At 60.8% G+C, this 26212-nt stretch carries 13 protein-coding genes; 8 read left to right on the top strand and 5 right to left on the bottom strand.

The genetic code is table 11. The features are described 5' to 3' along the window. Nucleotides 1-56: 56 nt before the first annotated feature. From CI807_RS27720 to CI807_RS27710, 3 genes are read right to left on the bottom strand one after another with little or no spacing between them, the layout of a single operon-like run. Nucleotides 57-1241 carry an osmoprotectant NAGGN system M42 family peptidase gene (locus CI807_RS27720; RefSeq protein WP_016976388.1) on the bottom strand — a complete coding sequence of 395 codons (1185 nt, stop codon included), beginning with the start codon at nt 1239-1241 and terminating at the stop codon, nt 57-59. A gap of 24 nt (nt 1242-1265) precedes the next feature. Continuing rightward, nucleotides 1266-2999 (bottom strand): N-acetylglutaminylglutamine synthetase, encoded by a 1734-nt coding sequence (ngg, locus tag CI807_RS27715; RefSeq protein WP_095017054.1) that lies wholly within the window; start codon nt 2997-2999, stop codon nt 1266-1268. 3 nt (nt 3000-3002) lie between these two features. Further along, nucleotides 3003-4775, bottom strand: a complete 1773-nt coding sequence (locus tag CI807_RS27710; RefSeq protein WP_095017053.1) for an N-acetylglutaminylglutamine amidotransferase — start codon at nt 4773-4775, stop codon at nt 3003-3005. A gap of 310 nt (nt 4776-5085) precedes the next feature. Here CI807_RS27710 and CI807_RS27705 point away from each other — a divergent pair, with 310 nt between their 5' ends. Continuing rightward, nucleotides 5086-9888 carry an NEL-type E3 ubiquitin ligase domain-containing protein gene (locus CI807_RS27705; RefSeq protein WP_095017052.1) on the top strand — a complete coding sequence of 1601 codons (4803 nt, stop codon included), beginning with the start codon at nt 5086-5088 and terminating at the stop codon, nt 9886-9888. A gap of 12 nt (nt 9889-9900) precedes the next feature. On the opposite strand, the gene mnmC is transcribed toward CI807_RS27705, so the two are convergent. Then, the gene (mnmC, locus tag CI807_RS27700) at nt 9901-11883 is read right to left on the bottom strand and encodes a bifunctional tRNA (5-methylaminomethyl-2-thiouridine)(34)-methyltransferase MnmD/FAD-dependent 5-carboxymethylaminomethyl-2-thiouridine(34) oxidoreductase MnmC (protein WP_095017051.1); all 1983 of its coding nucleotides are present in this window, start codon (nt 11881-11883) and stop codon (nt 9901-9903) included. A gap of 169 nt (nt 11884-12052) precedes the next feature. Here mnmC and CI807_RS27695 point away from each other — a divergent pair, with 169 nt between their 5' ends. The 4 genes from CI807_RS27695 (at nt 12053) to CI807_RS27680 (ending at nt 20920) form a co-directional block, all read left to right on the top strand. Next, the gene (locus tag CI807_RS27695; protein WP_095017050.1) at nt 12053-16885 is read left to right on the top strand and encodes an NEL-type E3 ubiquitin ligase domain-containing protein; all 4833 of its coding nucleotides are present in this window, start codon (nt 12053-12055) and stop codon (nt 16883-16885) included. 100 nt (nt 16886-16985) lie between these two features. Then, nucleotides 16986-18500, top strand: a complete 1515-nt coding sequence (gene pap, locus CI807_RS27690; protein ID WP_095017049.1) for a polyphosphate:AMP phosphotransferase — start codon at nt 16986-16988, stop codon at nt 18498-18500. Nucleotides 18501-18708: 208 nt separating this feature from the next. Continuing rightward, the gene (locus CI807_RS27685; RefSeq protein WP_028617240.1) at nt 18709-19893 is read left to right on the top strand and encodes a thiolase family protein; all 1185 of its coding nucleotides are present in this window, start codon (nt 18709-18711) and stop codon (nt 19891-19893) included. 70 nt (nt 19894-19963) lie between these two features. Beyond that, on the top strand, nt 19964-20920 hold the full coding sequence (locus CI807_RS27680) for a DMT family transporter (RefSeq protein WP_095017048.1): 957 nt from the start codon (nt 19964-19966) through the stop codon (nt 20918-20920). On the opposite strand, the gene CI807_RS27675 is transcribed toward CI807_RS27680, so the two are convergent. Further along, the gene (locus tag CI807_RS27675) at nt 20917-22299 is read right to left on the bottom strand and encodes a class II fumarate hydratase (protein WP_095017047.1); all 1383 of its coding nucleotides are present in this window, start codon (nt 22297-22299) and stop codon (nt 20917-20919) included. The genes CI807_RS27680 and CI807_RS27675 overlap by 4 nt on opposite strands. A gap of 193 nt (nt 22300-22492) precedes the next feature. On the opposite strand from CI807_RS27675, the gene CI807_RS27670 reads away from it, so the two are divergent. From CI807_RS27670 to CI807_RS27660, 3 genes are all read left to right on the top strand, one after another. After that, nucleotides 22493-23011, top strand: coding sequence for a DUF2059 domain-containing protein (locus CI807_RS27670; RefSeq protein WP_016976397.1), 519 nt, complete (start codon nt 22493-22495; stop codon nt 23009-23011). Nucleotides 23012-23017: 6 nt separating this feature from the next. Continuing rightward, nucleotides 23018-23311 (top strand): BolA family transcriptional regulator, encoded by a 294-nt coding sequence (locus CI807_RS27665; RefSeq protein WP_095017046.1) that lies wholly within the window; start codon nt 23018-23020, stop codon nt 23309-23311. Between the two features lie 155 nt (nt 23312-23466). Beyond that, nucleotides 23467-26172, top strand: a complete 2706-nt coding sequence (locus CI807_RS27660; RefSeq protein ID WP_095017045.1) for an RHS repeat-associated core domain-containing protein — start codon at nt 23467-23469, stop codon at nt 26170-26172. The last annotated feature ends 40 nt before the right edge of the window (nt 26173-26212 follow it).

The raw sequence follows: 26212 nt of genomic DNA, 5'->3' as shown, positions 1-26212 counted from the left end.
GCCTCGGGTGATGGATCCCGGCGATGCTACTGCGCCGGGATCATAGTTGCCAGCCTCTAGGACTTGTTGCCCACCAGACTGTCCACCGATGGCACACGTGTGTCGCTCTCCATCTGTGTCTCATGCTCGATCTGATGGCTGAACCGATCCAGGGAGCCCTGGGCCGGTTGCGCATCGCTGGCGAACACCGGCGGGCTGAGGATGTAAGCGCCCAGCAAACGACTCAGGGCCGCGAGGCTATCGATATGGGTGCGCTCGTAGCCATGGGTCGCATCGCAACCGAACGCCAGCAAGGCTGTGCGGATATCGTGGCCGGCGGTGACCGCCGAGTGTGCGTCACTGAAGTAATAGCGGAACAGGTCGCGGCGCACGGGCAGTTCATTCTCCGACGCCAAGCGCAGCAAATGCCGCGACAGGTGATAGTCATACGGCCCGCCGGAGTCCTGCATCGCCACGCTCACCGCGTGCTCGCTGGAATGCTGGCCGGGGGCGACCGGGGCGATATCGATGCCGACAAATTCACTCACGTCCCAGGGCAGGGCGGCAGCCGCGCCGCTGCCGGTTTCCTCGGTGATGGTGAACAGCGGATGGCAGTCGATCAGCAGGGGTTCGCCACTGTCGACGATGGCCTTGAGCGCGGCGAGCAGGGCGGCCACACCGGCCTTGTCATCCAGGTGGCGAGCACTGATGTGGCCGCTCTCGGTGAACTCCGGCAGCGGGTCGAAGGCCACATAGTCACCGATGCCAATCCCCAGGGAATCGCAATCGGCGCGGGTCGCGCAGTAGGCGTCGAGGCGCAGTTCCACGTGGTCCCAGCTCACCGGCATTTCATCCACAGCGGTGTTGAAGGCATGCCCGGAGGCCATCAGCGGCAACACGCTGCCACGGATCACGCCGTTATCGGTAAACAGGCTGACGCGGCTGCCTTCGGCAAACCGACTCGACCAGCAGCCTACGGGCGCCAGGCTCAGGCGACCGTTGTCCTTGATCGCCCGCACGGCAGCGCCGATGGTGTCCAGGTGCGCGGACACGGCGCGGTCGGGGCTGTTTTTTTGGCCTTTCAACGTTGCGCGGATGGTGCCGCGCCGGGTCATTTCGAAGGGAATGCCCAGTTCTTCCAGGCGCTCGGCCACGTAACGCACGATGGTGTCGGTAAACCCGGTAGGGCTGGGAATGGCGAGCATTTCCAACAGGACTTTTTGCAGGTAATTCAGATCCGGTTCGGGGATGGTTCGGCTCATAAAGACTCCTGGGGTTCGGATCGTTCAGCTATGGGGAAACAGCAAATCCACAAATTTCTCCGCGGTAGGCTGCGGTTCATGATTGGCCAGGCCGGCCCGTTCGTTGGCTTCGATAAACACGTACTCGGGTTGATCGGCGGCGGGCACCATCAGGTCCAGGCCCACCATGGGGATGTCCAGGGCGCGGGCGGCACGCACGGCGGCGTCCACCAGCGTGGGGTGCAGGATCGCGGTGACATCTTCCAGGCACCCGCCGGTGTGCAGGTTGGCGGTGCGGCGCACGGCCAGGGTCTGGCCACGGGGCAGGATGCTGCTATAGTCGAAACCGGCGGCTTTCAAGGTGCGTTCGGTTTCGGCATCCAGGGGGATTTTGCTTTCACCGTCGGTGGCGGCCTGGCGACGCCGGCTCTGGGTTTCGATCAGCGCGCCGATGGAATGGTGGCCATCGCCGGTCACCTCGGCAGGGCGACGGATCGCAGCGGCGACCACCTCGAAACCAATCACCAGGATGCGCAGGTCCAACCCTTCGTGAAAGCTCTCGAGCAACACGCGGCTGTCGAACTGGCGCGCCGCTTCAATCGCCTGCTGCACCTCTTCGATGCTTTGCAGATCCACTGCCACACCCTGGCCTTGTTCGCCATCCAACGGCTTGACCACGATGCGCTGGTGCTCGTCGAGGAACTCCAGGTTGTCATCGGCGCTGCCCGCCAATTGCTGCGACGGCAATTGCAAACCGGCGGCTTTCAGCACTTTATGGGTCAGGCTTTTGTCTTGGCAGAGGGTCATGCTGATCGCGCTGGTCAAATCGCTCAAGGATTCACGGCAACGCACGCGACGCCCGCCATGGCTCAGGGTGAACAAGCCCGCATCGGCGTCATCCACTTGCACGTCGATGCCACGTCGATGGGCTTCCTCGACAATGATTCGCGCATAGGGATTGAACCCCGCCTGCGGGCCCGGGCCCAGAAACAGCGGCTGGTTGATGCCGTTCTTGCGCTTGATCGCGAAAGTGGTCAGCGCGCGAAAACCAAGCTTGGCGTAAAGGTTCTTGGCCTGGCGGTTATCGTGCAACACCGACAAGTCCAGATAGCTCAAGCCACGGCTCATGAAGTGCTCCACCAAATGGCGCACCAACACCTCGCCCACGCCGGGCCGCGTGCATTGCGGGTCGACCGCCAGGCACCACAGGCTGCAACCGTTTTCCGGATCGTGAAAGGCCTTTTGATGATTCAGGCCCATGACGCTGCCAATCACTGCGCCGCTGTCTTCATCTTCCGCCAACCAATACACCGGACCACCTTGATGGCGCGGCGTGAGGCGTTCGGCGTCGACCGGCAACATGCCGCGACCTTGATACAACTGATTCACCGCCAGCCAATCCGCTTCGGTCTGCACCCGGCGAATGCGAAAGCCGCGAAACACCCGGGTTGCCGGGCGATAGTCGCTGAACCATAAACGCAAGGTATCGGACGGATCGAGGAACAACTGCTGCGGATCAATCCCCAGAATCTGCTGGGGCGCCGCCACGTACAGGGCGATATCCCGTTCGCCCGGCTGCTCGTTGAGCAATTCCTGGGCGAGGCTGGCAGGGTCTGGGAATGTATGACCGATCAACAGCCGGCCCCAACCGCAATGCACGGCAATGGGTTCGGCTGCCAAGGGGCTGCCATCTTCCGCCAGGCGGGCTTGCAGGCGCTCATAAGTGGGCGCCTGGCCTTTGAGCAAGCGTTGGCTGTAAGCCGCTGCATGGGGTTTCATCGATCAGATTCCTTGTTCGCTGAGCCATAGGTTCAGCGCCGCCAACTGCCACAGCTTGGAGCCGCGCAGCGGGGTCAATTGGCCTTGCGGGTCGGTGAGCAAGCGGTCGAGCATCGCGGGGTTGAACAGCCCGCGATCCTGGCTCGGGTCGAGCAGCAGTTCGCGCACCCAGTTCAGGGTATCGCCCTGCAAGTGCTTGAGGCCCGGCACCGGGAAATAACCTTTCTTGCGGTCGATGACTTCGCTCGGGATCACGCGACGCGCGGCTTCTTTCAAGACTTGCTTGCCACCGTCGGGCAGCTTGAATTTGCCGGGTACGCGGGCCGAGAGTTCCACCAAGCGGTAATCCAAGAACGGCGTGCGCGCTTCCAGGCCCCAGGCCATAGTCATGTTGTCGACACGTTTGACCGGGTCGTCCACCAGCATCACCGTGCTGTCCAGGCGCAGTGCCTTGTCCACGGCGGCGTCGGCGCCGGGCATGGCGAAATGTTCCCGCACGAAGTCACCCGCGGCGTCGTTGGCGGTCAGCCATTTCGGCGCGACAGTCGCGGCGTAATCGTCATAGCTGCGGTCGAAGAATGCATCGCGATAGGCCGCGTAGGGATCGCTCGCACCGTCCACCTGCGGGTACCAGTGGTAACCGGCGAACAGTTCATCCGCGCCCTGGCCGCTCTGCACCACCTTGCAATGCTTGGCCACTTCCCGCGACAGCAGGTAGAAGGCGATGCAGTCATGGCTGACCATCGGCTCGCTCATGGCACGGAAGGCGGCCGGCAGTTGCTCGATGATCTCGCTTTCGGCGATGCGCAGTTGGTGGTGACGGGTGCCGTAGTGCTTGGCGATCAGGTCCGAGTATTGGAACTCGTTGCCCGCTTCGCCCCCGGCATCTTCAAAGCCGATGGAAAACGTCGAGAGATCCTGTACGCCCACTTCGCGCAGCAGGCCGACGAGCATGCTCGAATCGACGCCACCGGAAAGCAGCACGCCCACATCCACGGCCGCCCGTTGGCGGATGGCCACGGCTTCGCGGGTGCTGTCGAGCACGCGGTCGGTCCAGTCTTCGAGGCTGAGGTTTTTCTCGTCCTCATGTGGGCCGTAGGGCAGGGTCCACCACACTTTCTGCTCGGTCTTGCCGCTGGCGTCGATGCGCATCCAACTGGCCGGCGGCATTTTTTCGATGCCGGCGAGCAAGGTGCGCGGTGCGGGCACCACGGCGTGGAAGTTCAGGTAATGGTTAAGCGCAACTGGATCCAGGATCGGATTGATGTCGCCGCCTTTAAGCAGCGCCGGCAGTGCCGAAGCAAAGCGCAAGCGCTGGCCGGTACGCGATAGGTACAGCGGCTTCACGCCCAGGCGGTCCCGGGCGATAAACAGGCGCTGGGCGTCACGCTCCCAGACCGCAAAGGCAAACATGCCGTTGAGTTTGGGCAGCAGTGCTTCGCCCCAGGCGTGATAGCCCTTGAGCAGCACTTCGGTGTCGCCGCCGGAATAGAAGGCGTAGCCCAGGGCTTCCAGCTCTTCTCGCAGTTCCGGGAAGTTATAGATCGCGCCGTTGAAGGCCAATGACAGGCCCAGATGCGCATCGACCATTGGTTGGGCCGAGCCGTCCGACAGGTCCATGATTTTCAGGCGTCGATGGCCCAGGGCAATCGGCCCTTGGGCGTGGAAGCCCCAGGCGTCGGGGCCACGGGGGGCCAGGTGATGGGTGATGCGCTCAATCGCAGCCAGGTCGGCAGGTTGGGCATCGAAACGTAATTCTCCAGCTAATCCGCACATAAATTCCTTACCGGTTTTTCCGTTGGGGAGGGGAAACACTCAATACGCCCAGAAGGGCGCGTACCCAGAAACTGACACACGCCTATCCTGGGAGTTTTAGAACAATCGGTTATAAGGCAAAGAGCCTTGACCGGTTGAGTGCCAGCCCGCGTGTGCCGTGACGTCAAGCTCAATCGCGGTAAACAACGCTGGGATGTATGCAAAAAGTGAGAGGTTCGGGTGCCGGATCGCCCGAGTATTTGCGTCATTTGGCCCCAGGATCGGCCTTATCGTTGGGCGGCATTACTCAACGCAATAAGGAAGATTGCCAATGGCTGAAACACAGGATTCAAACCACGCCGTTGCGCCGGTGTCGGAAGAGGACATTACCGCTGCGCTGCTGGACTTGACCGGGGACCTGGATAAAGCTCAGGTGCTGCAGAAGAAGTTGCCCGCCTGGTGGAAGGAGGCCGATACCGCCACCCGCCAAGCGCTGCAGCAGGCCCATGAACAGGGTCAAAGACCGCGCGAACAGGCAGCTCGGTTGTTGGGGCGTGTCAAACCACTCAAACAATTCTGCGCCGAGAGGCTCAATGCGTTCCTGATCGCCAAGGGACATGCTGCGCTGGATGTCGAGCACGCCCAGCTGGAGATTCACCGCCTCACTATCAAGCTCGATGTACCGACAGGTCCTGCGAGGTACAAGCTCAAGGTAGAAAAACACAGCCTGTTGCAGGCAGCCATGCAGAACTTCTCGGAGGATGGAGTCGAGATGCCGGAAGGCTCGGTCGTTCGTGCCGGGAACACGGAGGTGCGAGGTCTCAGTGCTGATGCATTCGCGGGTTACTGCCGTGAACTGGACCTCGGCGCGGCCTACCAACAACACCTTCGCGATGTGTTCAACCTGCCGGCGCCCAGTGAAGCGGCGCTGGAGTCTGACCGAGGGTACAACCCGGCAGTCTTGCAGATCGGCAACGCCAGGCGCTCGGAGATGCTGGTTGACCTGCATATTGCCTATGCCAAAGGCGATGTCACCCAGCCGACGTACGCATTGCTTCAGGAGTTGATCAAGCGCGACTTACCGGCCAGCCAGATGGCGCACTTGCTCTTCCAGGGTAAGCCCATGGTGTGGCAAGGGTTGAGTGTCGGGGGGACCTGCGTGTGGGGCGTGATGGTCCTGGCCAACGCCGACGAGGACGGCTTTCCCACGGGGCCGGTGGTGTTGTACATGCCGAACGAGCCGAGGCGGCGGTGGTACGAGTACCCGTCGCTGGAGGATTTCAAGCAATACCTGACGCTCAAACTTCAAGTGCAGACTTATCGCCGTTTTTTTACCGGCTACCTGGCCGAGCCCGAACGCTTTGGGTTCTTCCAGCGATTTGATAAGAGCCGAACCCTCGCGCGGCTGGAGCCGATCGAGGAACCGGGCAACCTGTCCAGGTTCTTTTTCAATGTGTGCACCGGCAAGTTGCAGCTGGATGCAATCACATTGGCAGTGCCTACCGCGCAGGCCGATGACGATGCTCGCCAGAAACGCCTGCAAAGCTACCTGGATGCAGGCTTGACCCTGCTCAACATTGCAGGGTTCGTGGTGCCGACGATTGGGCTATTGATGATGGGGGAGGGTATTGGCCAGTTACTGGGCGAGGTGTTCGAGGGCATCGACGACTGGAACCACAATGAAAAAACCGAGGCGCTTGAACATTTGGTTAACGTGGCGGAGAGCATCGCTGGCATGGCAGCGTTCGCCGCAGGGGTCAAGGTCTTCGGTGAGGTCAAGCGATGGGTGACTCGACCGGAGGTGTTTTTTGATGGCATGGAGGCCGTCAAGCGGCCAGACGGCAGTGCGTGGTTATGGCGCCGCCGCACGACGGCGTATCAACACCCCCCGGAGGTGGTGTCCGGTACGGTTGCCAATACCATGGGGGTGTACAAGACCAATGGACACGCTTACGCCAAGATCGAATCTCGGGTGCATGCGATCGCCTATGACGCCTCTGCCAAGCAGTGGTCTGCCACTCACCCGGTACGCAGTGAGGCGTATCGCCCGCCGCTCAAGCACAACGGCACGGCGGGATGGCAGTTTGAGTGGGAGCGGCCTCAAGACTGGGAAGAGCCTGCGTACCTGATCAGGCGGTCGAATCCATTCCTCGGGGCGCTGACGGGGGAGCGGTTGACGGAGATTGCAACCATCGCCGATTTGTCCCCGTCTCGGTTGCGTTACCTGGCCCAGGAAAACCTGCCATTGCCGGAACGTTTCAATGATGGGGTAGTGCGCTTCATGCAAGAGCAGAAAGTGCGTGACCTGACCTGGCAGCTTGAGCATCAGGTGCAGTTGGATCTGAGTACAGCACGCACCCAAATGCTTGCATTGCCCCTTATGTCCGGCTGGCCCCGCGGGCGCTTTTTTGAAGTGCTGGACGCGGAGGGCAACCTCCTTGAAAGCTATCCTGATACAGCGCCGTTTGACTTCGAAGACCTGAGCATTCATATCACCGAGAAGCAGCTTGAACGTGGTGAGGTGATGCCTACGCTGTTGGCTGCATTGGACCCGGAGGAAACACAGGCATTGCTGGGTGGCGTCGTAGAACCTGGCGAAGCAGAAGTGATCTTGAAGCGCTGCTTGTTGAAGTCGCTCGAACGCAGCCATCGGCAGGTTTATGACCAGCTGTACCAGGAAGCCAATACTATTACGCACAGCGATCATGGGCTGCTTATTCATCACTACCCAGGCTTGCCGAATCGTCAGGCCTGGGAGCTGCTCTCCAACGCTTCGACCCGGCAGCGCGTGCGCCTGCGCGAGACACGGCGGGTGCCGCTGTTGCTGGCGCAACGAACCCGAGAGGCCCTGCAACTGCTTGAAGAAGACCGCGCACTCAGTGGTCTGTACTGGCCGAGATATGGCACTGAGGCCACCCAGCGCCTGGCCGTCGGGCTGCTGGGGCGAGTTGTCGACTGGCCACAGACCCAGGCATTGCAGCTACGCCGCGGTTCGCTCAATGGCGAAGTGATCGCGCAACTCGGCGGGCAGGGGGCGACATTGCAGCGGACGATTGTCGCGTCTGCCGACGGCTTTCAGGCATTTGATGCACAGGGCAAAGCCTTGGGGGCATTAGCAATGGGTGGGGAGGGTTTTTACCAAGCCCTGATCGAGACGTTATCCGCTGATCAAATCGCCACGCTGAGATTGAATGGGATTCAACGTGCCAGCCACTTGAACCAAGAGTTACTGGACAAGGCCGAAACGGAGCGCAAGACGCTTGCCCGTTACCTCTGGCCGGACCGAGCAGCGCCCGAGCCGGCGGTGGCGTGTGTTCAGGCGCTGCTGGAGGAGCTGGCGCCACAGCCGGCAGCCTTGATGCGCAAGCTTGGCAAGCTCTACCCCAAGTTGAGTTCACGCCAGCTCACGTTGTTGCTTCAAGACATGGGCACGGACCATTTGTCGCGCGCCAGGGCCGTCCAGGCGTTGCAGCAACAACTCAAGGACCTACAGTTTGCGCTGGCACAGTGGTGCGACGAAAAAGCCGCTGTAAAGGGCCTTTCACGCTCGGCCAGGAGTGATTTGCGTGAGGGACGCAAAGCAGTCGCCAAGGCGATTGAGCGCAGTTGGAAGCGTAAAACACTGCTGCGCAACGAGCGCGGTATCGAGATGTTCGGACTGGAGTTGGAGGGCCTGAATGTCGGTGCTTTGCCCCAGTTGCCCGCCGAGGTGGATTTTGGCCATGTGCGTCGCTTGGTGTTGCGCAACATGGACCTCGATGATCAGGTCGGGTCTTTTTTTGAGCGCTTCAAGGGGGTCAATATGCTCGACCTGCAGGGCAACAAGTTGACCCAAGTACCGACGGCGTTGTCGCAGATGCCCCAACTGCGGCGCCTGTCCCTGAACCACAACCAACTGCAACTGACGGAGGCTGGTCGAGCGCAACTGGCAGCCTTGACCGAACTGCGGGTGTTGAACCTCAACCACAACCCGCTGCTAAACGCGCCGCTGATCGATCGGATGTTCGACTTGCGCGCCTTGTTCCTGAACAGTTGTTCTCTGAAGGAGTTGCCAGCGGGGTTTCGACACCCGCCCTACCTGGAAACGGTTGACCTGCGCGGCAATTACATTACGACACTGCCTCGGTGGCTGTCTGAGGTCCCACGAGTGCTCGCACAAACGCTTCATTTGGGAGATAACCCCCTGGACACGCCTAGCCGTCAGTTGGTCAGTGCCTACCGGAGTCGTGTCGGTGTCGGCATGGGTTTCCTGGAGGATGATCCTGCCCGTTTGACTGAGCAACGGGCGCAAGAGCACTGGTTAAAGGATGTGGGGGCGGATATAGAGGTGAAACGCGCCACCTGGGCAGCACTCAGGGCCGAGGAGGGCTCCGAGGGGTTGTTCAATCTGCTCGCCGGACTGGGCAGTACCGCTGATGCAAAAAATGTTCGCGTGGACATGAGCCACCGGGTGTGGTGGGTATTGGAGGCGGCTGAGGCCGATGCAGACTTGCGTGCAGAAATCTTTGACCGTGCCGCTACGCCACTCAATTGTGATGATGCTGCAGCTGCAAGCTTCAGCAACCTTGAGGTGCTGACGCATCTTCATGAGGCTTCAAAAGGCGTCGAGAGCGGCCAGTTGACGGCTAAGCCGCTGCTGAAGTTGAGCAAGGGCCTGTTTCGGCTCGACCAGGTTGAACGCTATGCCCGCAGCCACAGCGTCAGTCATCCCAGCGCCGACCCGTTGGAAGTGAGCCTGGCGTTCCGCATAGGTCTGGCCGACAAGTTAGACTTGCCCGGCCAACCCAGGCATATGCGCTTTGAGCAATTGGCCGAGGTGACGAATAAGGATTTGGTCGCTGCCGCTGACAAGGTCCGGCTGGCCGAGCTTTCATCCGAGTTGTTGGACTTTATAGTCGGGTTGCCGTTCTGGATCGACTATTTGAAAAGACGCTTTCACGGACGGTTTGAAGACATACTGGGTTCTTTCCACGAACGCGCGCAGCGGGTATTCGATCAACGCCAGACACTGACCGATACCGACTACGTCGAGCAAATGAACGCGATTACCAGTGAGCGCACGCCGGTTGAAGCGGCTGAAATCAGGCGTCAGACCGAGGACGCACTCAAACCCGGCGCGTTGAATGTCTGCTAGGTGCCCGTGTTATCACCCACCCGTGCCGCGAATCAACGCCCGCAGGGCGAACCGATTGGGGTGGCACGCCTCTGCCACGCTGGCGGGCACCGGCAACGGCTCGTCGTTGAGCCAGGCCGCCAGCAGTTCGGCGCACAGTGGCGCAGTGATCAGGCCGCGCGAGCCGTGGCCGCTGTTGATGTACAGGCCGTCAAGCCACGGGCAGGCGGCCTCTGGGATCTGGCGTGCGTCCTTGCGCAGCGCTGCGTAGGCCTGGTCGAAGGCTGTGCGTTCGGCCAGCGGCCCCACAATCGGCAGATAGTCGGGGCTGGTGCAGCGGAAGGCGGCACGGCCTTCCAGCTGCTCGGGGGCCAATGCGTCGGCACCCAACCGTTGCGCCAGGTCGACGGAAATCTCGCGCAGCATCTCCAGGTTGCCGGCGTGTTCGGCGACGGTGGGCGTCAGGTCGTCGCTCTTGAAATCGAAGCTGGCGCCCAGGGTGTGCTCGCCCAGGCGCGCCGGGGCCACGTAGCCTTCGGCGCAGACCACGGTGGCCAGGGCTTCGCTCTGCGGGGTTTGCGCCAGGCGGGTGATCTGCCCGCGAATGCGTTTGAGGGGCAGATCGGCACCGAACGGAAAACGCTTGATCTCGGCCGCACCAGCTAACACCACCACCGGCGCGCTGGCCAGCCGGGTGTCACCCGCCAGGGCGTGCCACTGGCCGTCGACGCGTTGCAGCTCAAGGGCTTCGTGATGTGTTAATACCGTGATCAACGGATGACGTGCCTGCCACTCGCACAACGCCGGCGGATGCACCCAGCCCCCCTCGGGGAAAAACAGCCCGCCGTGCTCCAGCGCCACGCCCGCGCGCGCTTGGGCCTGGGCCGGGTCCAGCAGGTGCAGCAAGCCGGGCGAAAAGGCGGCGGCCAACTGCGCCTGGCGCTCGGCCTCCTTGGCGTTGAAGGCCAGTTGCAGCACGCCGCAACCGTCCCAATCGATGCCTCGGTGCAGGTGCTCCAGCAGGCGTCGGGTGTGGCCGAAACCACTGAGTATCAACTGCGACAGGGCTGTGCCGTGGGCCGATAGCTTGAGGTACAGCACGCCTTGCGGGTTTCCCGAGGCTTCTTGGGCCAGGCCCGTGTGACGCTCCAGCAGGCTGACGCGCCAGCCGCGCGCGGCCAGGCTTGCTGCGGTGGTGCACCCGGCGAGGCCGCCACCGATCACCATTGCGTGGCGTTCGCCATCAATGGCAGCCGGCCGTGCGAACCACGGCTTGGCGGCAGGCGGCACAGGCGCATCGGTTGGCCAACCAAGGAATTCCCCGCGCAGGATCTCCCATTTATGCCCAATACCCGGCGTGCGCTTCATCTTGAAGCCGGCGGCATTGATCAGTCGGCGCACCCAACCGGTGCTGGTAAACGTGCTGATGGTTGCCCCCGGTGCGGCCAGCCGTGCCAGTTCGGCGAACAGCTCGGCGGTCCACATGTCCGGGTTTTTTGCCGGGGCAAAACCGTCGAGAAACCACGCGTCGATTTGCGCGTCCAGCTGCGGCAACTGTTCCAGCACGTCGCCGATCAACAGGGTGAGGGTCACGCGGCCGTTATCCAATACCAGACGTTGGAAGCCTTGGTGAATGGCGATGTACTGCGCCAGCAGTTGCTCGGCGAAGGGTTGTAGTTCGGGCCAGAGGGCGAGGGCGCGTTGCAGGTCGGCGCGGCTCAGCGGGTACTTTTCCACGCTGACAAAATGCAGCCGTGCGCCGGCCACGGCGTGTTGCTCGAACAGCTGCCAGGCGCAAAGGAAATTCAGGCCCGTACCGAAGCCGGTCTCGCCAATCACCAACCGACCACCCACCGGCAAGGCGGCAAAACGTTCCTGCAAACGGTTCTGTTCCAGGAACACATAGCGGGTTTCTTCAAGGCCCGACTTGTCGGAAAAGTACACGTCGTCAAACACTCGCGAGTGCGGGAGGCCTTGGTCGTCCCAGTCAAGCTGGGCGTGGATGATGGGGGTCATGGGTGGCTCATAAAATAACAGCAGGCAAAGGCAGGGCGGCCATTCTAGCTGATCACATACCCGGCGGTGTGGATGGCGGGCCAAGTCACGGTGTTAGCCCGGTAACGCCAACCTCGCCGCCATGGCGCAAATACTGCGTGCTGAATCAGTAAGCAAATGGACTTCGCCGATGTCGACACAGGATGACCTGACTCACGTATTTACCCAATTGACTCAGCAGCAATTGCAAAGCGCGCTCCTGGAGATGACCGCAGACCTCGACAAAGCTCAGGTGCTGCAAAAGAAAATGCCTGGCTGGATGATCAATGCGCCAGACAGCGTATTGGCAGCCCTGGAGCGCGACGCGGCACTGGTGGAGGTGCCCAAGGCCGAGTTTGCGCGGTTGTTGGCGCGCTTGCAGCCTCTGGATGCGTTTTGTGAGGCGCATTTGACGGCGTATTGCCAGGCGAACTGGAACATCACCGTGCGCCCTAAAAAAGACACTTTCATCGTGGCGATACCTAACTATCACACCGAGCAAATGCCGTTGAGTTACGTGAAAACCTTCACGCTGGAACACCAAAGCCTGTTGCAGAGGGCCATGCAGAATTTCTCCCTCAGTGAGGCACGTGTCGGCTATTTTTCGCCAGAGTCGATGCTGCAGTCGGCTGTAACGGGGCGCTTGGCGATCACACCCCAGGCGTTCGTCGAAGGTTGCCGCAGCCTTGACCTGGGCCGTTTGTATCAACAGCACATCAGCGATGTATTCAACTTGCCGCCCCCGGGCTCCGATGACACGTTGCTTGTCAACACGGCTGCAGTCGATATCGGCCGGATGAAAACCCTGGACATGAAAATCGACGCGCATATTGCGCTCATGCGCGCAGATATCACGCGGGATGCCCATGGGGTGGTGTGTGCGCTGCTGGACAGAAACCTTGCGCCGGGCAATGCCCAAGAGGTGCAGTTCAACGGGCGCCCGGTGATATGGCAAGGCCTGAATGCCAGGGACAGTTGCCTGTGGGGGATAGTGGTGTTTTCGGGCAGGCCGGTTGCTGACTATCCATTGGAACCGTGCATCGTCTACATGCCGAACGAGCCGGTGCGGCCGTTTTTCGAGTACCCGACGTTCAAGGACTATGTGACGTACCTGGATTTGAAGTTGGAAGTGGCAACGTACCGAACGTTTTTTACGCGCTACCTGGGGGAGGTCGACCGGTTGAGCTTCTTCCGTGCATTTGATCAGCACCGCACGCTGGGTGTGATTGAAGGCATGCCCATTACGACGAGTCTGGCCAGCCACTTTTTCAGTACCTGCGTCGGCAAGCTGCAAATCGATGCACGCACCCTGGCAGTACCGACGGTGGATGTTGATGAGCAAGAACGAACGCAGCGCAGGCTGGCGTATCTGGACGCCGGATTGACGATACTCAACCTGGCCGCTTTTGTCGTGCCGGCGCTGGGCATACTGATGACTGGAGTGGCCGTAGGGCAGATCGTGTCGCAAGTATTCGAAGGCATTGAGGATTGGCGCCGCAATGATCGGGACGAAGCCCTCATGCAGTTGGGCGCGGTTGCGCAAAGCCTCACTTCAATGGCGCTGTTTGCGGCAGGCGTCAAGGTCGTCAGCCCGATGTGGCGGCGAGCACGGTTAAGTTTTGACCAGTTTTTCGGGGCGCTGGAATCTGTGGAGTCGAGTGATGGCAGCCCGCGTTTGTGGCGCCCGAGCTTTTCCTCCTATGGTCATGATCAAGCGCTGGTCGAGGGGGTGGAGCCTGACGCCCAAGGGTTCTATGCGGCGAAGGGTGGCGCTTGCATCAAGATCAACGGTTTCGTCCATCGGGTCGTTTACGACGTAAAACTGGGCCAGTGGCGCGCCGTCCATCCAACGCGCCAGGCGGCCTATCGTCCAACCCTGCTGCACAACGGCGAGGGAGCTTGGCGTTTTACGCTTGAGCACCCTGAAGAGTGGGAAGATTCGCAACATGTGTTCTCACGTCTGGAACCGCGCAGCCACCAACCGGTACTGGACAGCAGGAAGTTGCAAATGATCAGCGCGATCATGGACAAGCCTTACGGTTGGGGCATTTACCTGGCTCAGGAGTGCCTGCCATTGCCTGCGCGTTTTCGCGACTTGTTCGAACGCTTCAAACTGGATCAGTCTATTCGAGACTTGATCTGGCAGTTGGAGCGGGGTGTCTACCTGAATGCTGAAACCGCCACGTTGCAAATGCAGGCACTACCGTTGCTGCCCGAGTGGCCCAAGGCACGTTTTTTCGAGTGTCTGGATGCTGAGGGTAACGTCACGGCGCGCTATCCTGAAACAACGTCTGTTGACGCGGTTCAACGCTTGACGGTGACTGAGCACAACCTTAAAGCGGGTGAGGTATTTGATGTGGTGTTGTCCGCCATGGATGACACGCAAAAGCGTGCACTGCTGGGAGACGGGGTGGCCCACGATCAGGAACATGCCGTCCTGGTGAGCCGGTTACTGGCACACCTGAAAGCGGATCGCAGGCCGCTGTTTGAACTAGCGTATCTGGCCTATGACCGGTCGAACCCGCAGGTGTCGGAGCTGCTTGCCAAGGCGTGGCCGCAGTTGCCGCGCACGCTGATGCGAGCGTTGATGGCCGAGGTCTCGACGGCGGAGCTGGAGATCTTGCGTACCCATCAGCGCATCCCTATGGCCTTGGCCGAGTCTGTGCGCAATGCTCTGGAGGAGCTGCGCTTGGACCGTGCTCTGGCGGGCTTCCAGTTACCGGAGCTGGCGGGCATCGACAACCAGTCTGTCGCTGTGCGGCTACTGCCTCGTCTGGCCGGTTGGGATAAGGCGCTGCACTTGGAGCTGCGCCAGGATTCGCTCACCGGTGACTTACTGGCCCTAGGTGCACTTGAGGGCGCCAGTCAGCGCCGTGTGGTGGTCAAAACAGCGGCAGGTTTCCAGCCATTTGATGCCAATGGCTTGAGCATGGCGGATGTCCAGTCTGGCCCCGACGGACTCTTCAGTGCGATTGAAAGGGCGTTGCATGACAAGCAGCGAGCGGACCTGGGTTTACCGCTGCTGGATACCGATAACGATTGGCGGTTGCGTCGCAAGGTGGCGGACCTGGCCGAAGGTGAGCGGGCGGTGGCTGCCGAGGCGTTCACCCCGTCTGCCCATGAACCGCAGGTGGTGGAGCAAGCGTGTGTGATGGCCGACTCACCGGTGGGGTTGGAGGTTCATCCGGCGGCCTTGGTGCGCAAGCTGAAGCGGATTTACCCGTCGTTCACCGATGCACAAGCGTCGGTCTTTCTGACCGAATCGGGCGTTGATTATTTAGCGCGTGCCAAGACCGTCAAACGACTGGAGGAACAGTGGGCTCAACTGCGCGGGCTTCTCAAGCGCTGGAGCAGCCACACTCAGGATATGACCGAACTGCCGGGCGACCTGCGTGATATTCGTCAAAGCCGTCAGGAGGTTGCCAGGCGCATCGAAGCCTGTTGGCGGCGCCAAAGCTTCGTACTGGATGAGCGCCAAGCGTCGGTCGCCGGACTGACCCTGGACGGCATGCGTATCGGCACCTTGCCGATAGTGCCCGCTCATATACGTTTCGACCATGTCCGCCAGCTGTCACTTAATAATATGCGCCTGGGTGATGATGTCGCTTATTACCTGAAGCTCTTCAAGGGCCTGCGCCGCCTGGAACTGGGTCGTAACAATCTCACCCGGCTGCCGGAAGTCTTCTCACTGATGCCCGATCTGGAAAGCCTGTCGCTGCCGCATAACCAGCTGCAGCTTAGCGAGTACACAAGCCTCAAACTGGCCGGGATGGGCACGCTGCGTCGCTTGGACTTGAGCCACAACCCTCTTCAGGTCGGTCTGGATGTGACCCGGATGCAAGGTTTGCACACACTGTTGCTGCAAGACACCCGAACCGTCGACGTGCCTATTGGCCTGGAACGTCTGGCCTATCTCGACCAGGTTGACCTGCGCGACAACTGGATCACCGTGTTGCCCGACTGGCTGTACACCGCGAGCCGCCATTACAGCCAGGCGCTCAACCTCGGCGGTAATCCGTTGTCGCCTGCGACGGTCACTGCGTTGACCCGCTACCGCGAGGCGGTCGGCATTGGCATGGGGTACCTGGGAGATGATCCACCGCGCATGACCGAACTCAAAGCCAGGGCGTTATGGCTACCGGATGATGTGGCCGGCAGGGATGAGAATAAACGCAGCATTTGGTCTAACTTGCGCGATGACCCCGAGTCGGAACCCTTGTTCGTGCTGCTGGCTGAGTTGTCGGGCACAGCCGACAGCCGTCATGTGCGTGAAGATTTGACCCGGCGGGTGTGGGAAGTTTTGCAGTCGACGCATGAGAGCGTTGCGCTACGTGAGCAGGTCTTCCAACTCTCTGCCCATCCGGTGAACTGCGGGGATGGGGCTGCGCACATTTTTAGCCAGTTGGAGGTGTTGATGGAGATCGAAAAGGCAACACGCCTGGCTGGGCGGACGCAGGCTAGCCCAGCCGTGTTGCTGCAGTTGGGGCGCGGCTTGTTTCGCCTGAGCGAGCTGGAGAAACTCGCCGCTATGTACGCCGCGGAACATCCGGATCTGGAACCCCTGGAGGTCAGCCTGGCCTATCGGAGTGGGCTGGCTGACGTATTGGCGCTACCAGGGCAGCCGAAGTACCTGCGTTACGGAGCATTGATTGCCCAAGGCGTGTTGGACACCGCTCACCAACAAGTGCGCAGCGCCGAAATGTCTCCGGCATTCTTGCGTTTCCTCGCACAACTGTCTTTTTGGAGGGCTCATCTCAAGCAGCAATTTCCCCACTCATTCAGCGCGGCGACCAAGTCGTTTGAGGTACGACAGCAGGCATTGTTTGAAAACAGTCAGAACCTCACCGATGGCGACTACCTCCAGCAAATGGAAGCGTTGTGCTCACCAAGGCGTCGGGCGGTCAATGCAGTGGTTGAGCGTCTGACCCTGCAACTGATGAGGAATCAGGACCTAGGCATTTGTCATGTGCCGGAACTGCGGTAAAGGGCCGTGGGATTGACTCAGGGCAAGCCCCGATGGAATTTCCTCCCGCGTGTTGCTGCCCAATCCGCTAGTCTTGAGCCATCTTGAAACGGAGCTGCCCATGTTCGAATCCGCCGAAATCGGTCACGCCATCGACAAAGACACCTACGACGCCGAAGTCCCTGCGCTGCGTGAGGCGCTTCTGGAGGTGCAGTACGAGCTGCAACAGCAGAAGCGCTTCCCGGTGATCATCCTGATCAACGGTATTGAAGGCGCCGGCAAGGGCGAGACCGTCAAGTTGCTGAATGAATGGATGGACCCGCGTCTGATCGAGGTGCGCACCTTCGACCAGCAGACCGACGAAGAGCTGGCCCGGCCGCCGGCCTGGCGCTACTGGCGGCAACTGCCTGCCAAGGGCCGCATGGGGATCTTCTTCGGTAACTGGTACAGCCAGATGCTGCAGGCCCGCGTGCATGGGCAGATCAAGGACGCGCGCCTGGACCAGGCTATCGCCGGTGCGGAGCGCCTGGAGAAAATGTTGTGCGATGAAGGCGCGCTGATCTTCAAGTTCTGGTTTCACCTCTCCAAGAAGCAAATGAAGGCGCGGCTCAAGGCCCTGGCCGACGACCCGCTGCACAGTTGGCGCATCAGCCCGCTGGATTGGCAGCAGTCTGAGACCTACGACAAATTCGTGCATTTCGGCGAGCGCGTACTGCGCCGCACCAGTCGCGACTATGCACCGTGGCATGTGATCGAAGGGGTGGACAGCAACTATCGCAGCCTTACTGTGGGCAAGCTGCTGCTCGAAGGCCTGCAAAATGCGTTGAAGCTGCCCAAGGGCAAGGCCAGCGGCATGAACCCGGCACCGTTGATCGCCTCCGTAGACAAGAAGAGCTTGCTGGACAGCCTCGACCTGACGCAGCGCCTGGAAAAGGACGATTACGAAGAACAACTGATCACCGAGCAGGCACGCTTCTCCGGTCTGATGCGCGACAAACGCATGCGCAAGCACGCGTTGATCACGGTGTTTGAAGGCAACGACGCGGCGGGCAAGGGCGGGGCGATCCGTCGGGTCGCGGCCGCGCTGGACCCGCGCCAGTACCACATTGTGCCGATTGCCGCGCCGAGCGAGGACGAGCGTGCCCAGCCTTATCTGTGGCGTTTCTGGCAGAAGATCCCGGCGCGGGGCATGTTCACTGTCTTCGACCGTTCGTGGTATGGCCGCGTGCTGGTGGAACGCATCGAGGGCTTTTGCACCCCAGCGGATTGGATGCGCGCGTATGGCGAAATCAACGACTTTGAAGAGCAACTGCGCGACGCGGGTGTGATCGTGGTCAAGTTCTGGTTGGCTATCGACAAGGACACCCAGCTGGAGCGTTTCCAGGCCCGCGAGGAAATCCCGTTCAAGCGCTTCAAGATCACCGAGGACGACTGGCGCAACCGCGACAAGTGGGACGATTACCGCGCCGCTGTCGGCGATATGGTCGACCGCACCAGCACCGAAATCGCGCCCTGGACCTTGGTGGAAGCCAACGACAAGCGCTGGGCTCGGGTCAAGGTGCTGCGCACGATCAACCGGGCGCTGGAAGACGCGTTCGGCAAATCCGACAAGCACGACAAGAAAGGCAAGAAGTAGGAGCGAGCTTGCTCGCGAAAATCGTCAACGATGACGCGTGTTTTCTGAGAAAAGCGAGGCGCTCTTGAGTTCTTCGCGAGCAAGCTCGCTCCTACTGATAGGTTCGGCGCCATGCTTTTGTATAGGCGGGGTGAATGATCGTCGCGGTTGGCGGGAGCTGGATCTATCCTCGATCCATCTCCCAGCAATCACAAGATCGAGGTAGCCCATGCGTGAAGTAGTGATCGTCGACAGCGTGCGAACCGGCCTGGCCAAATCGTTTCGCGGCAAGTTCAACCAGACCCGTCCGGATGACATGGCGGCCCATTGCGTCAACGCGTTGCTTACCCGTAATGGCATCGACCCGGCGACGGTGGAGGATTGCATCGTCGGTGCCGGCTCCAACGAAGGTGCCCAGGGCTACAACATCGGGCGCAATGTGGCGGTGTTGTCACAACTGGGCACCGGTACGGCGGGGATGACCCTCAACCGGTTCTGCTCGTCGGGCTTGCAGGCGATTGCCATCGCGGCCAACCAGATCGCGTCGGGCTGCAGCGATATCATCGTTGCCGGTGGCGTCGAGTCCATCAGCCTGACCATGAAAAGCGTCAACACCGACAACCTGATCAACCCGCTGCTGAAAGAGCAGGTGCCGGGTATCTATTTCCCCATGGGCCAGACTGCCGAGATCGTCGCGCGTCGCTACAACGTCAGTCGCGAAGAGCAGGACGTGTACGCCCTGCAAAGCCAGCAACGCACCGCCCAGGCTCAGGCAGACGGTTTGTTCAACGATGAAATCGTGCCGATGGCGGTCAAGTACAAAGTCGAAGACAAGAACACCGGTGAAGTGCAGGTGCTCGAAGGCGTGGTCGACCGTGACGATTGCAATCGCCCGGACACCACCCTGGCCAGCCTGCAAGGCTTGAAGCCGGTATTTGCCGAGGACGGCTCGGTGACGGCGGGTAACTCGTCGCAGCTCTCCGACGGCGCCTCGATGACCCTGGTGATGAGCCTGGAAAAAGCCCTTGAACTGGGCCTCAAGCCGAAGGCGTTTTTCCGTGGGTTCACGGTAGCCGGGTGCGAGCCGGACGAGATGGGCATCGGCCCGGTGTTCTCGGTGCCCAAGCTGCTCAAGGCCAAGGGCTTGCAGGTGGCGGACATCGACCTGTGGGAACTCAACGAAGCCTTCGCATCCCAGTGCCTGTATGCGCGTAATCGCCTGGAAATCGACAATGCCAAGTACAACGTCAACGGCGGATCGATCTCCATCGGCCACCCATTCGGCATGACCGGCTCACGGCAGGTGGGGCATCTGGTACGTGAGTTGCAACGGCGCAATCTGCGCTATGGCATCGTCACCATGTGCGTGGGCGGTGGCATGGGCGCCACCGGATTGTTCGAAGCGGTGCGCTGATCTTCGCTACACAAAGTGCGTCGGGTGCCCCTAGAATGCTGCTCCACTTCCTCTGGCTTCTGGGGCACTCATGCACATCTCTTCCGGCCGCTGGGTCTATGGTTTTCTCCTGACCCTGCTGACCGCGTTTCTCTGGGGCATCCTGCCGATCAAACTCAAGCAGGTGCTGCAGGTGATGGACCCGATCACCGTCACTTGGTTTCGCCTGATCGTGGCCGGCAGTTGTCTGTTTATCTACTTGGCGCTGACCAAACGCCTGCCCAGCCGCAAGGTGCTGGGCCCCAAGGGTGGCTGGCTGGTGGGAATGGCGGTGTGCGGCCTGGTGGGCAACTACGTGTTGTACCTGGTGGGCCTGAAAATGCTCAGCCCTGGCACGGCGCAACTGGTGGTGCAGATGGGGCCGATTTTCTTGATGATCGCCAGTGTGTTTGTGTTCAAGGAGCGGTTCAGTCGCGGGCAGGTGCTCGGGCTGTTCGTGTTGATTGCAGGCTTTGGCCTGTTCTTCAACCAGCGCCTGGAAGAGTTGCTGACGTCCCTCGGCGCCTATACCGCCGGTGTGCTGACGATCTTGTTGGCCACTTCGATTTGGGTGTTCTACGCTCTGGGCCAGAAGCAATTGCTGACGGTGTGGAACTCGCTGCAAGTGATGATGGTGATCTACCTCACCTGCGCTTTGTTGCTCACGCCCTGGGCGCATCCCATGGAGGCGTTGGACCTGAGCCCGCTGCAGGGCTGGCTGTTGCTGGCGTGCTGCATGAATACCCTGGTGGCCTACGGCGCTTTTGCCGAAGCGCTTGCCCATTGGGAAGCTTCGCGGGTCAGTGCGACCCTGGCGCTTACACCGCTGGTGACTTTCGTGGCGGTCGCCCTGTCAGCCTGGTTGTGGCCTGAATATGTGCAGGCCGAAGAGATCAACGCCCTGGGCTATGCCGGGGCGTTGGTGGTGGTGCTGGGTTCGGCGACCGTGGCGCTGGCGCCATCGTTGCTCGCCGGGCTCAAGGCCCGGCGGTTGCGCATGGCGTCCTAGGCGCCGAGCATGTCCTGCGGGCGAACCCACTGGTCGAACTCCGCGTCTGTGAGGTAGCCCAGGTCCAGCGCAGCCTCCCTTAGCGTCAACCCTTCGGCGTAAGCCTTCTTGGCGATTTCCGCCGACTTGTCGTAGCCGATGTGCGGGTTGAGCGCGGTCACCAGCATCAGCCCGCGCTCCAAGTGCTCGGCCATTTGCACGGGGTCTGGTTCAAGCCCGGCCACACAGTGTTCCTGGAAGTTGTTGCAGCCGTCGGCCAACAGGCGGATGGATTCCAGCAGGTTGTGGATGATCACCGGCTTGTACACGTTCAACTGCAAGTGCCCCTGGCTGGCGGCGATGCCGATGGTCACGTCATTGCCCAGCACCTGGCAGGCCAGCATCGACAGCGCTTCGCATTGCGTCGGGTTGACCTTGCCCGGCATGATCGAACTGCCGGGCTCATTGGCAGGCAACTTCACCTCGGCCAACCCGGTGCGCGGGCCGGAGCCCAGCAGGCGCAGGTCATTGGCGATTTTCATCAGGGCCACGGCCAGGGTTTTCAGCGCGCCGTGCAGCGTCACCAATGGCTCATGGCCGGAAAGGGCGGCGAATTTGTTCGGCGCGGTGACGAACGGCAAGCCCGACAACGCCGCCAGCTCGGAGGCAATCGCCTCGCCAAAACCGTGGGGCGCATTCAGCCCGGTGCCGACGGCGGTGCCGCCCTGAGCCAACTCGCACACGGCGGGCAGTGCGGCGCGAACGGCGCGTTCGGCGTAGTCAAGCTGGGCGATGAACGCCGAAAGCTCCTGGCCAAAGGTGATCGGCGTGGCATCCATCATGTGGGTGCGACCGGTCTTCACCAGCTTCATATGTTTGGCTGCTTGTTCAGCCAGGCCGCCGGAAAGCGTCGCAATTGCCGGTAGCAAGCGCTGATGCACAGCCTGGACCGCTGCGATGCTCATGGCGGTGGGGAAGCAGTCATTGGAGCTCTGGGAGCGGTTGACGTGATCGTTGGGGTGCACCGGGCTCTTGCCGCCACGTTTGTTGCCCGCCAGTTCGTTGGCGCGGCCGGCGATCACTTCGTTGGCGTTCATGTTGCTCTGGGTGCCGCTGCCGGTTTGCCAGACCACCAGGGGGAATTGGTGGTCATGTTGCCCGTCGAGCACTTCGTCGGCGGCCTGTTCGATCAGGCGGGCGATGTCGGCGGGCAAGTCGCCATTACGGTCGTTGACCCGTGCTGCGGCCTTCTTGACCAGGGCCAGGGCGTGCAATACCGCCAGCGGCATACGCTGTTCGCCAATGGCGAAGTTAACCAGCGAACGTTGGGTCTGGGCGCCCCAGTAAGCGTCATCCGGGACGTGAACTTCTCCCAGGCTGTCGGTTTCGATACGGCTCATCGGGCACACTCCTTCAGGTCTGTTTGCGCAGTTTAGGCCGTGTTCGGCCTAGTGGGTTCCCTAAAAGACTTTTCATCGGGTTCATCCCTCGAGAATCCTTGTCCTACATGGCTTGGGGTTGAGCCATAAGGTTTTTTAGGCGCAGAATGGGCGCCCTTGGGGTCTGACCTCGCCTGCTAGAAAAGGAAACTCGATGACTCGTCTTCGTGCCATCTGTACCGCGGTTGCTCTGGTTTGCGCCAGCGGCCAGGTTCTTGCCGATACCGCCAGCCACAACGCCAGTGCCGAAGCCTTCCTTACCCTGGCCCATGCCGACAAGCTGGGTACTCCGGTGTACATGCAAGTGCAGCAAATGTTCGCCCAGCGTTTTGAACAAACCAAGGCGCCTGCCGCCAAGCAGTCCGTTCTGGACAGCTACCAGGCCAAGGCCAACGCCGCCCTGGACCAGGCCATCGGCTGGCCAAAGCTGAAACCGGACATGGTCAAGCTCTACACCACCAATTTCAGCGAATCCGAACTCAAGGACCTGGTTGCCTTCTACCAGTCGCCACTGGGCAAGAAAGTCCTGGAAAAAATGCCGCAGCTGACCCAGCAATCGGCCCAGATGACCCAGGCCAAGCTGGAAAGCGCCGTGCCGGTCGTCAACAAGCTGCTGGAAGACATGACCAACGAGCTGTCGCCTAAAGCCGCCGCTCCGGCCAAGAAGAAGTAAGCAGGAATGACCATGCAACAGCGTATCGAAACGGCGCTTGCCGCCCTGGGCACGGACCACTTGAGCGTGCTGGACGAAAGCCATATGCACAGCCGTGGGGTGCAGACCCACTTCAAGGCCGTGCTGGTCAGCCCGCAGTTCGAGGGGCTCAACCGCGTCAAGCGCCATCAGAAGGTCTACGCCACCCTGGGTGACCTGATGAGCGAGTTTCATGCGCTGGCGCTGCATACCTACACGCCTGAGGAATGGGCGAAAATCGACGCAGCCCCGGCTTCGCCGACCTGCGCCGGCGGGCATTGAGTCTTGCTTGAAGCCTGCGGGCGCGTGTTGTCTGTGCCCGCAGGTGTCCCCTTTCCGAACGTGCATTTGGATACATAAAACCCTTCGCATTACCGCTTCTGCAGAGAAAGCCCGCCTTAGACTTTTTTGACCTTAGCCAATCAGGTCACTCGTTCATGTCGACTTCTGTGCATCGAAATACACCCTCTTTGAAAGCTGTTGATCCTCGCGGGCTGACAGTCCGTACCGTTGAATATCACCGCGTGAACGTGACAGACACCCCGCGAGCGCGGGTTACGCGTCAGGTTTACGGGGCCAGTGGTTTTTTGCTTGAACAGTGGGACCCGCGTCAATTCGCACGCGGTACTTCCGGTGTGGCGTCGCACTCAAGTATTTACAGCCTGTCGGGCGAGGCCGTGCGCACCGAGAGCGCCGACGCGGGCTGGCGCCTGGTTTTGCGCGGTGAAGCGGGGCAGCAGTTGCATACCTGGGATTCGCGCGTGGCGCATCAGGAGCATCATTACGACCGTTCGCTACGGCCAGTGGCGGTGTTTGAGCAGGCCGCACAGGAGCCGCGACCTCGTTGTGTCGAGCGCTTCACCTATGCGGCGGCGGTGCCCGCTGAGACAGCCGGCAACCGCTGTGGTCGGCTGATTCGTCATGCCGACCCGGCCGGCGTTCTGCGGATGGATGAGTATGGTGTCGGCGGGAGCGTCATCCAGCAGACGCGACAATTTCGCGCGGACACGTCGCCTGGCGACTGGCCATCGAGTGATGAGGAACACGTCGGGCAGTTGGAGCCCCAAGCCCATACCACGCGCTGGCGCTACGATGCCGTGGGAGCGCTGCTGGAGCAGACGGATGCCAAAGGCAATCGTCAGCATCGGCGTTACGGAATGCAAGGCCGGCTGAAGGAGGTTGCGCTGACCCTCAAGGAGGGGACGCGCAAAGTGTTGATGGACCAGCGTGTGTACAACGCCAGCGGGCAAGTGGAGTCAGAGCGGGCGGGCAATGAAGTGACGAAGGTCGCGAAATACGCCGCTGAGGATAACCGCTTGCTGCAATTGACGGTGTGCCGCAAGGGCCAGGCTGCGACGCCCTTGCAGGATCTGGTGTACGCGTACGACCCGGTGGGCAACATCCTCAGCCTGCGCGACCTGGCTCAGCCGACACAATGGCACAGCAACACCCTCATCAATGCGTTCAGCAATTACCAGTACGACAGCCTGTATCAATTGATCCAGGCCAGCGGTCGGGAAAATGCCGGCAACAGCGGTGGTCAGGCCTACCCGGGGCAGGTGAGGTTCGGTGCCACCGACCGTGGGCTCTGGCGCAATTACACCCAGCAGTATACCTACGATGAAAGTGGCAACTTGACGCGTCTGAGCCACCTACCGAGCAGCGGAACAGGCTATACCCGGGACATGGGTGTGGCTGCGGGAAGCAATCGCGCCGTGTCCGTTATCGAAGGCGCCTCCGGCCAATGGGCGACGCTGTTTGATGCCAACGGCAATCAACAAGCGCTGGGCAGCCAGCAGCTTGCTTGGAACGTACGCAACCAACTGAGCCACGCGACCCAGGTGCCGCGTGCGCAGGGTACCCCTGATGTGGAAAGCTATATTTACGACGGCCAGGGCCAACGGGCAATCAAGGTCAGAAGCCAGGAGATCGGTGGGAAGCCCCATACCCAGCGCACCTTTTACTTGCCGGGTGTGCAACTGCATCAACACAAGGGCAAACGCTACAATCTGCTGGACATTGAAACGGGCGGCGGGCAGGTTACGGTGGTGCAGTGGGAAGTCGGCCGTCCCAGTGAAATGAGCGCCGAGCATTTGCAGTTCAGCCTCCTCGATCACCTCAACAGCAGTTCATTGGAGTTGGACGAGCAGGCTCGGCTGTTGAGTCAGGAGTATTACTACCCTTACGGTGCAACAGCCTGGTGGGCTTCCAACGGTACCCTGGCAGCCGACTATAAGTTACGCCGTTACTCGGGCAAGGAACGCGATGCGACGGGGTTGTACTACTACGGATCCCGCTATTACGCGCCGTGGTTGCAACGCTGGGTCAGCCCGGACCCCATGGGCGATATGGACGGTTTGAATCTGTATACGATGGCCCTGGGCAACCCCTTGCGATTCAGGGACGTCGATGGCATGCAAGCGTCGTTTGGCGAACAATTTCAACCCAGTCGAGGCGATATCATTTTCGGTAAGGGGAGTACCGTGACTAGCTACCGCAGCTTCTGGTCAAAGCTGACGGCACGTGGGGACGCAATGGTCACCTATTTCGGGGTTGAAGAGATGGGGGCGGCGATGGCGAGGTTGAAAGAAAAACTCATCCCCATATACGTTCAGTACGGGAAGGGCAGGCTCACCGACGATGAGTTTGAGCAACAGCTCCAGGTGCATGGCGCACCAATTGCACAGCAGTTCTATGACGCCATTAAGTCGAAGTATGCGGGCTGTACGTCGACCGCGGCCAACCGAGAGTTCGCGAAGAAATTCGTGAGTGACTATTCTTCTGATACCTATTCGTTCGAGGAAACCCTTTTAGACTATGGCATGAGCTTGAGTAATTTCGAGCGTAAGCTGGTCAGCCGAGCCAGTAAATCAGCTCTGAAGACTCTGACGGACCCTCAGAGCATTCGCCAGGTGCATTTCGCTCTTGATCATCTGGACATGGCCGGAGTGATCAATAAGACCGAGACCTCTTTCGCTGGTTCGGAGCTGCGCTGGCTTTATCGGCATCGATCGCGCGTGCCAGGCCATGTGACGTTCTATCGCCAGCGACAACAGGTTGAAGCCCCTTGGAAGTCCAACCCGACCCTTTGGCGTCGCTATAAACCCTCCAGCTCGAGGGGGGCAGTGCGGGCCACACGCTGACTGAACGGATCAGAGTGGCCGCCTCGCAACGGTGAGGCGG

The organism is Pseudomonas sp. NS1(2017) (assembly GCF_002269425.1).
Lineage (GTDB): Bacteria > Pseudomonadota > Gammaproteobacteria > Pseudomonadales > Pseudomonadaceae > Aquipseudomonas > Aquipseudomonas reactans.
Note: the sequence above shows the minus strand (reverse complement) of the source record. Positions and strands in the feature narration are given on the sequence as shown.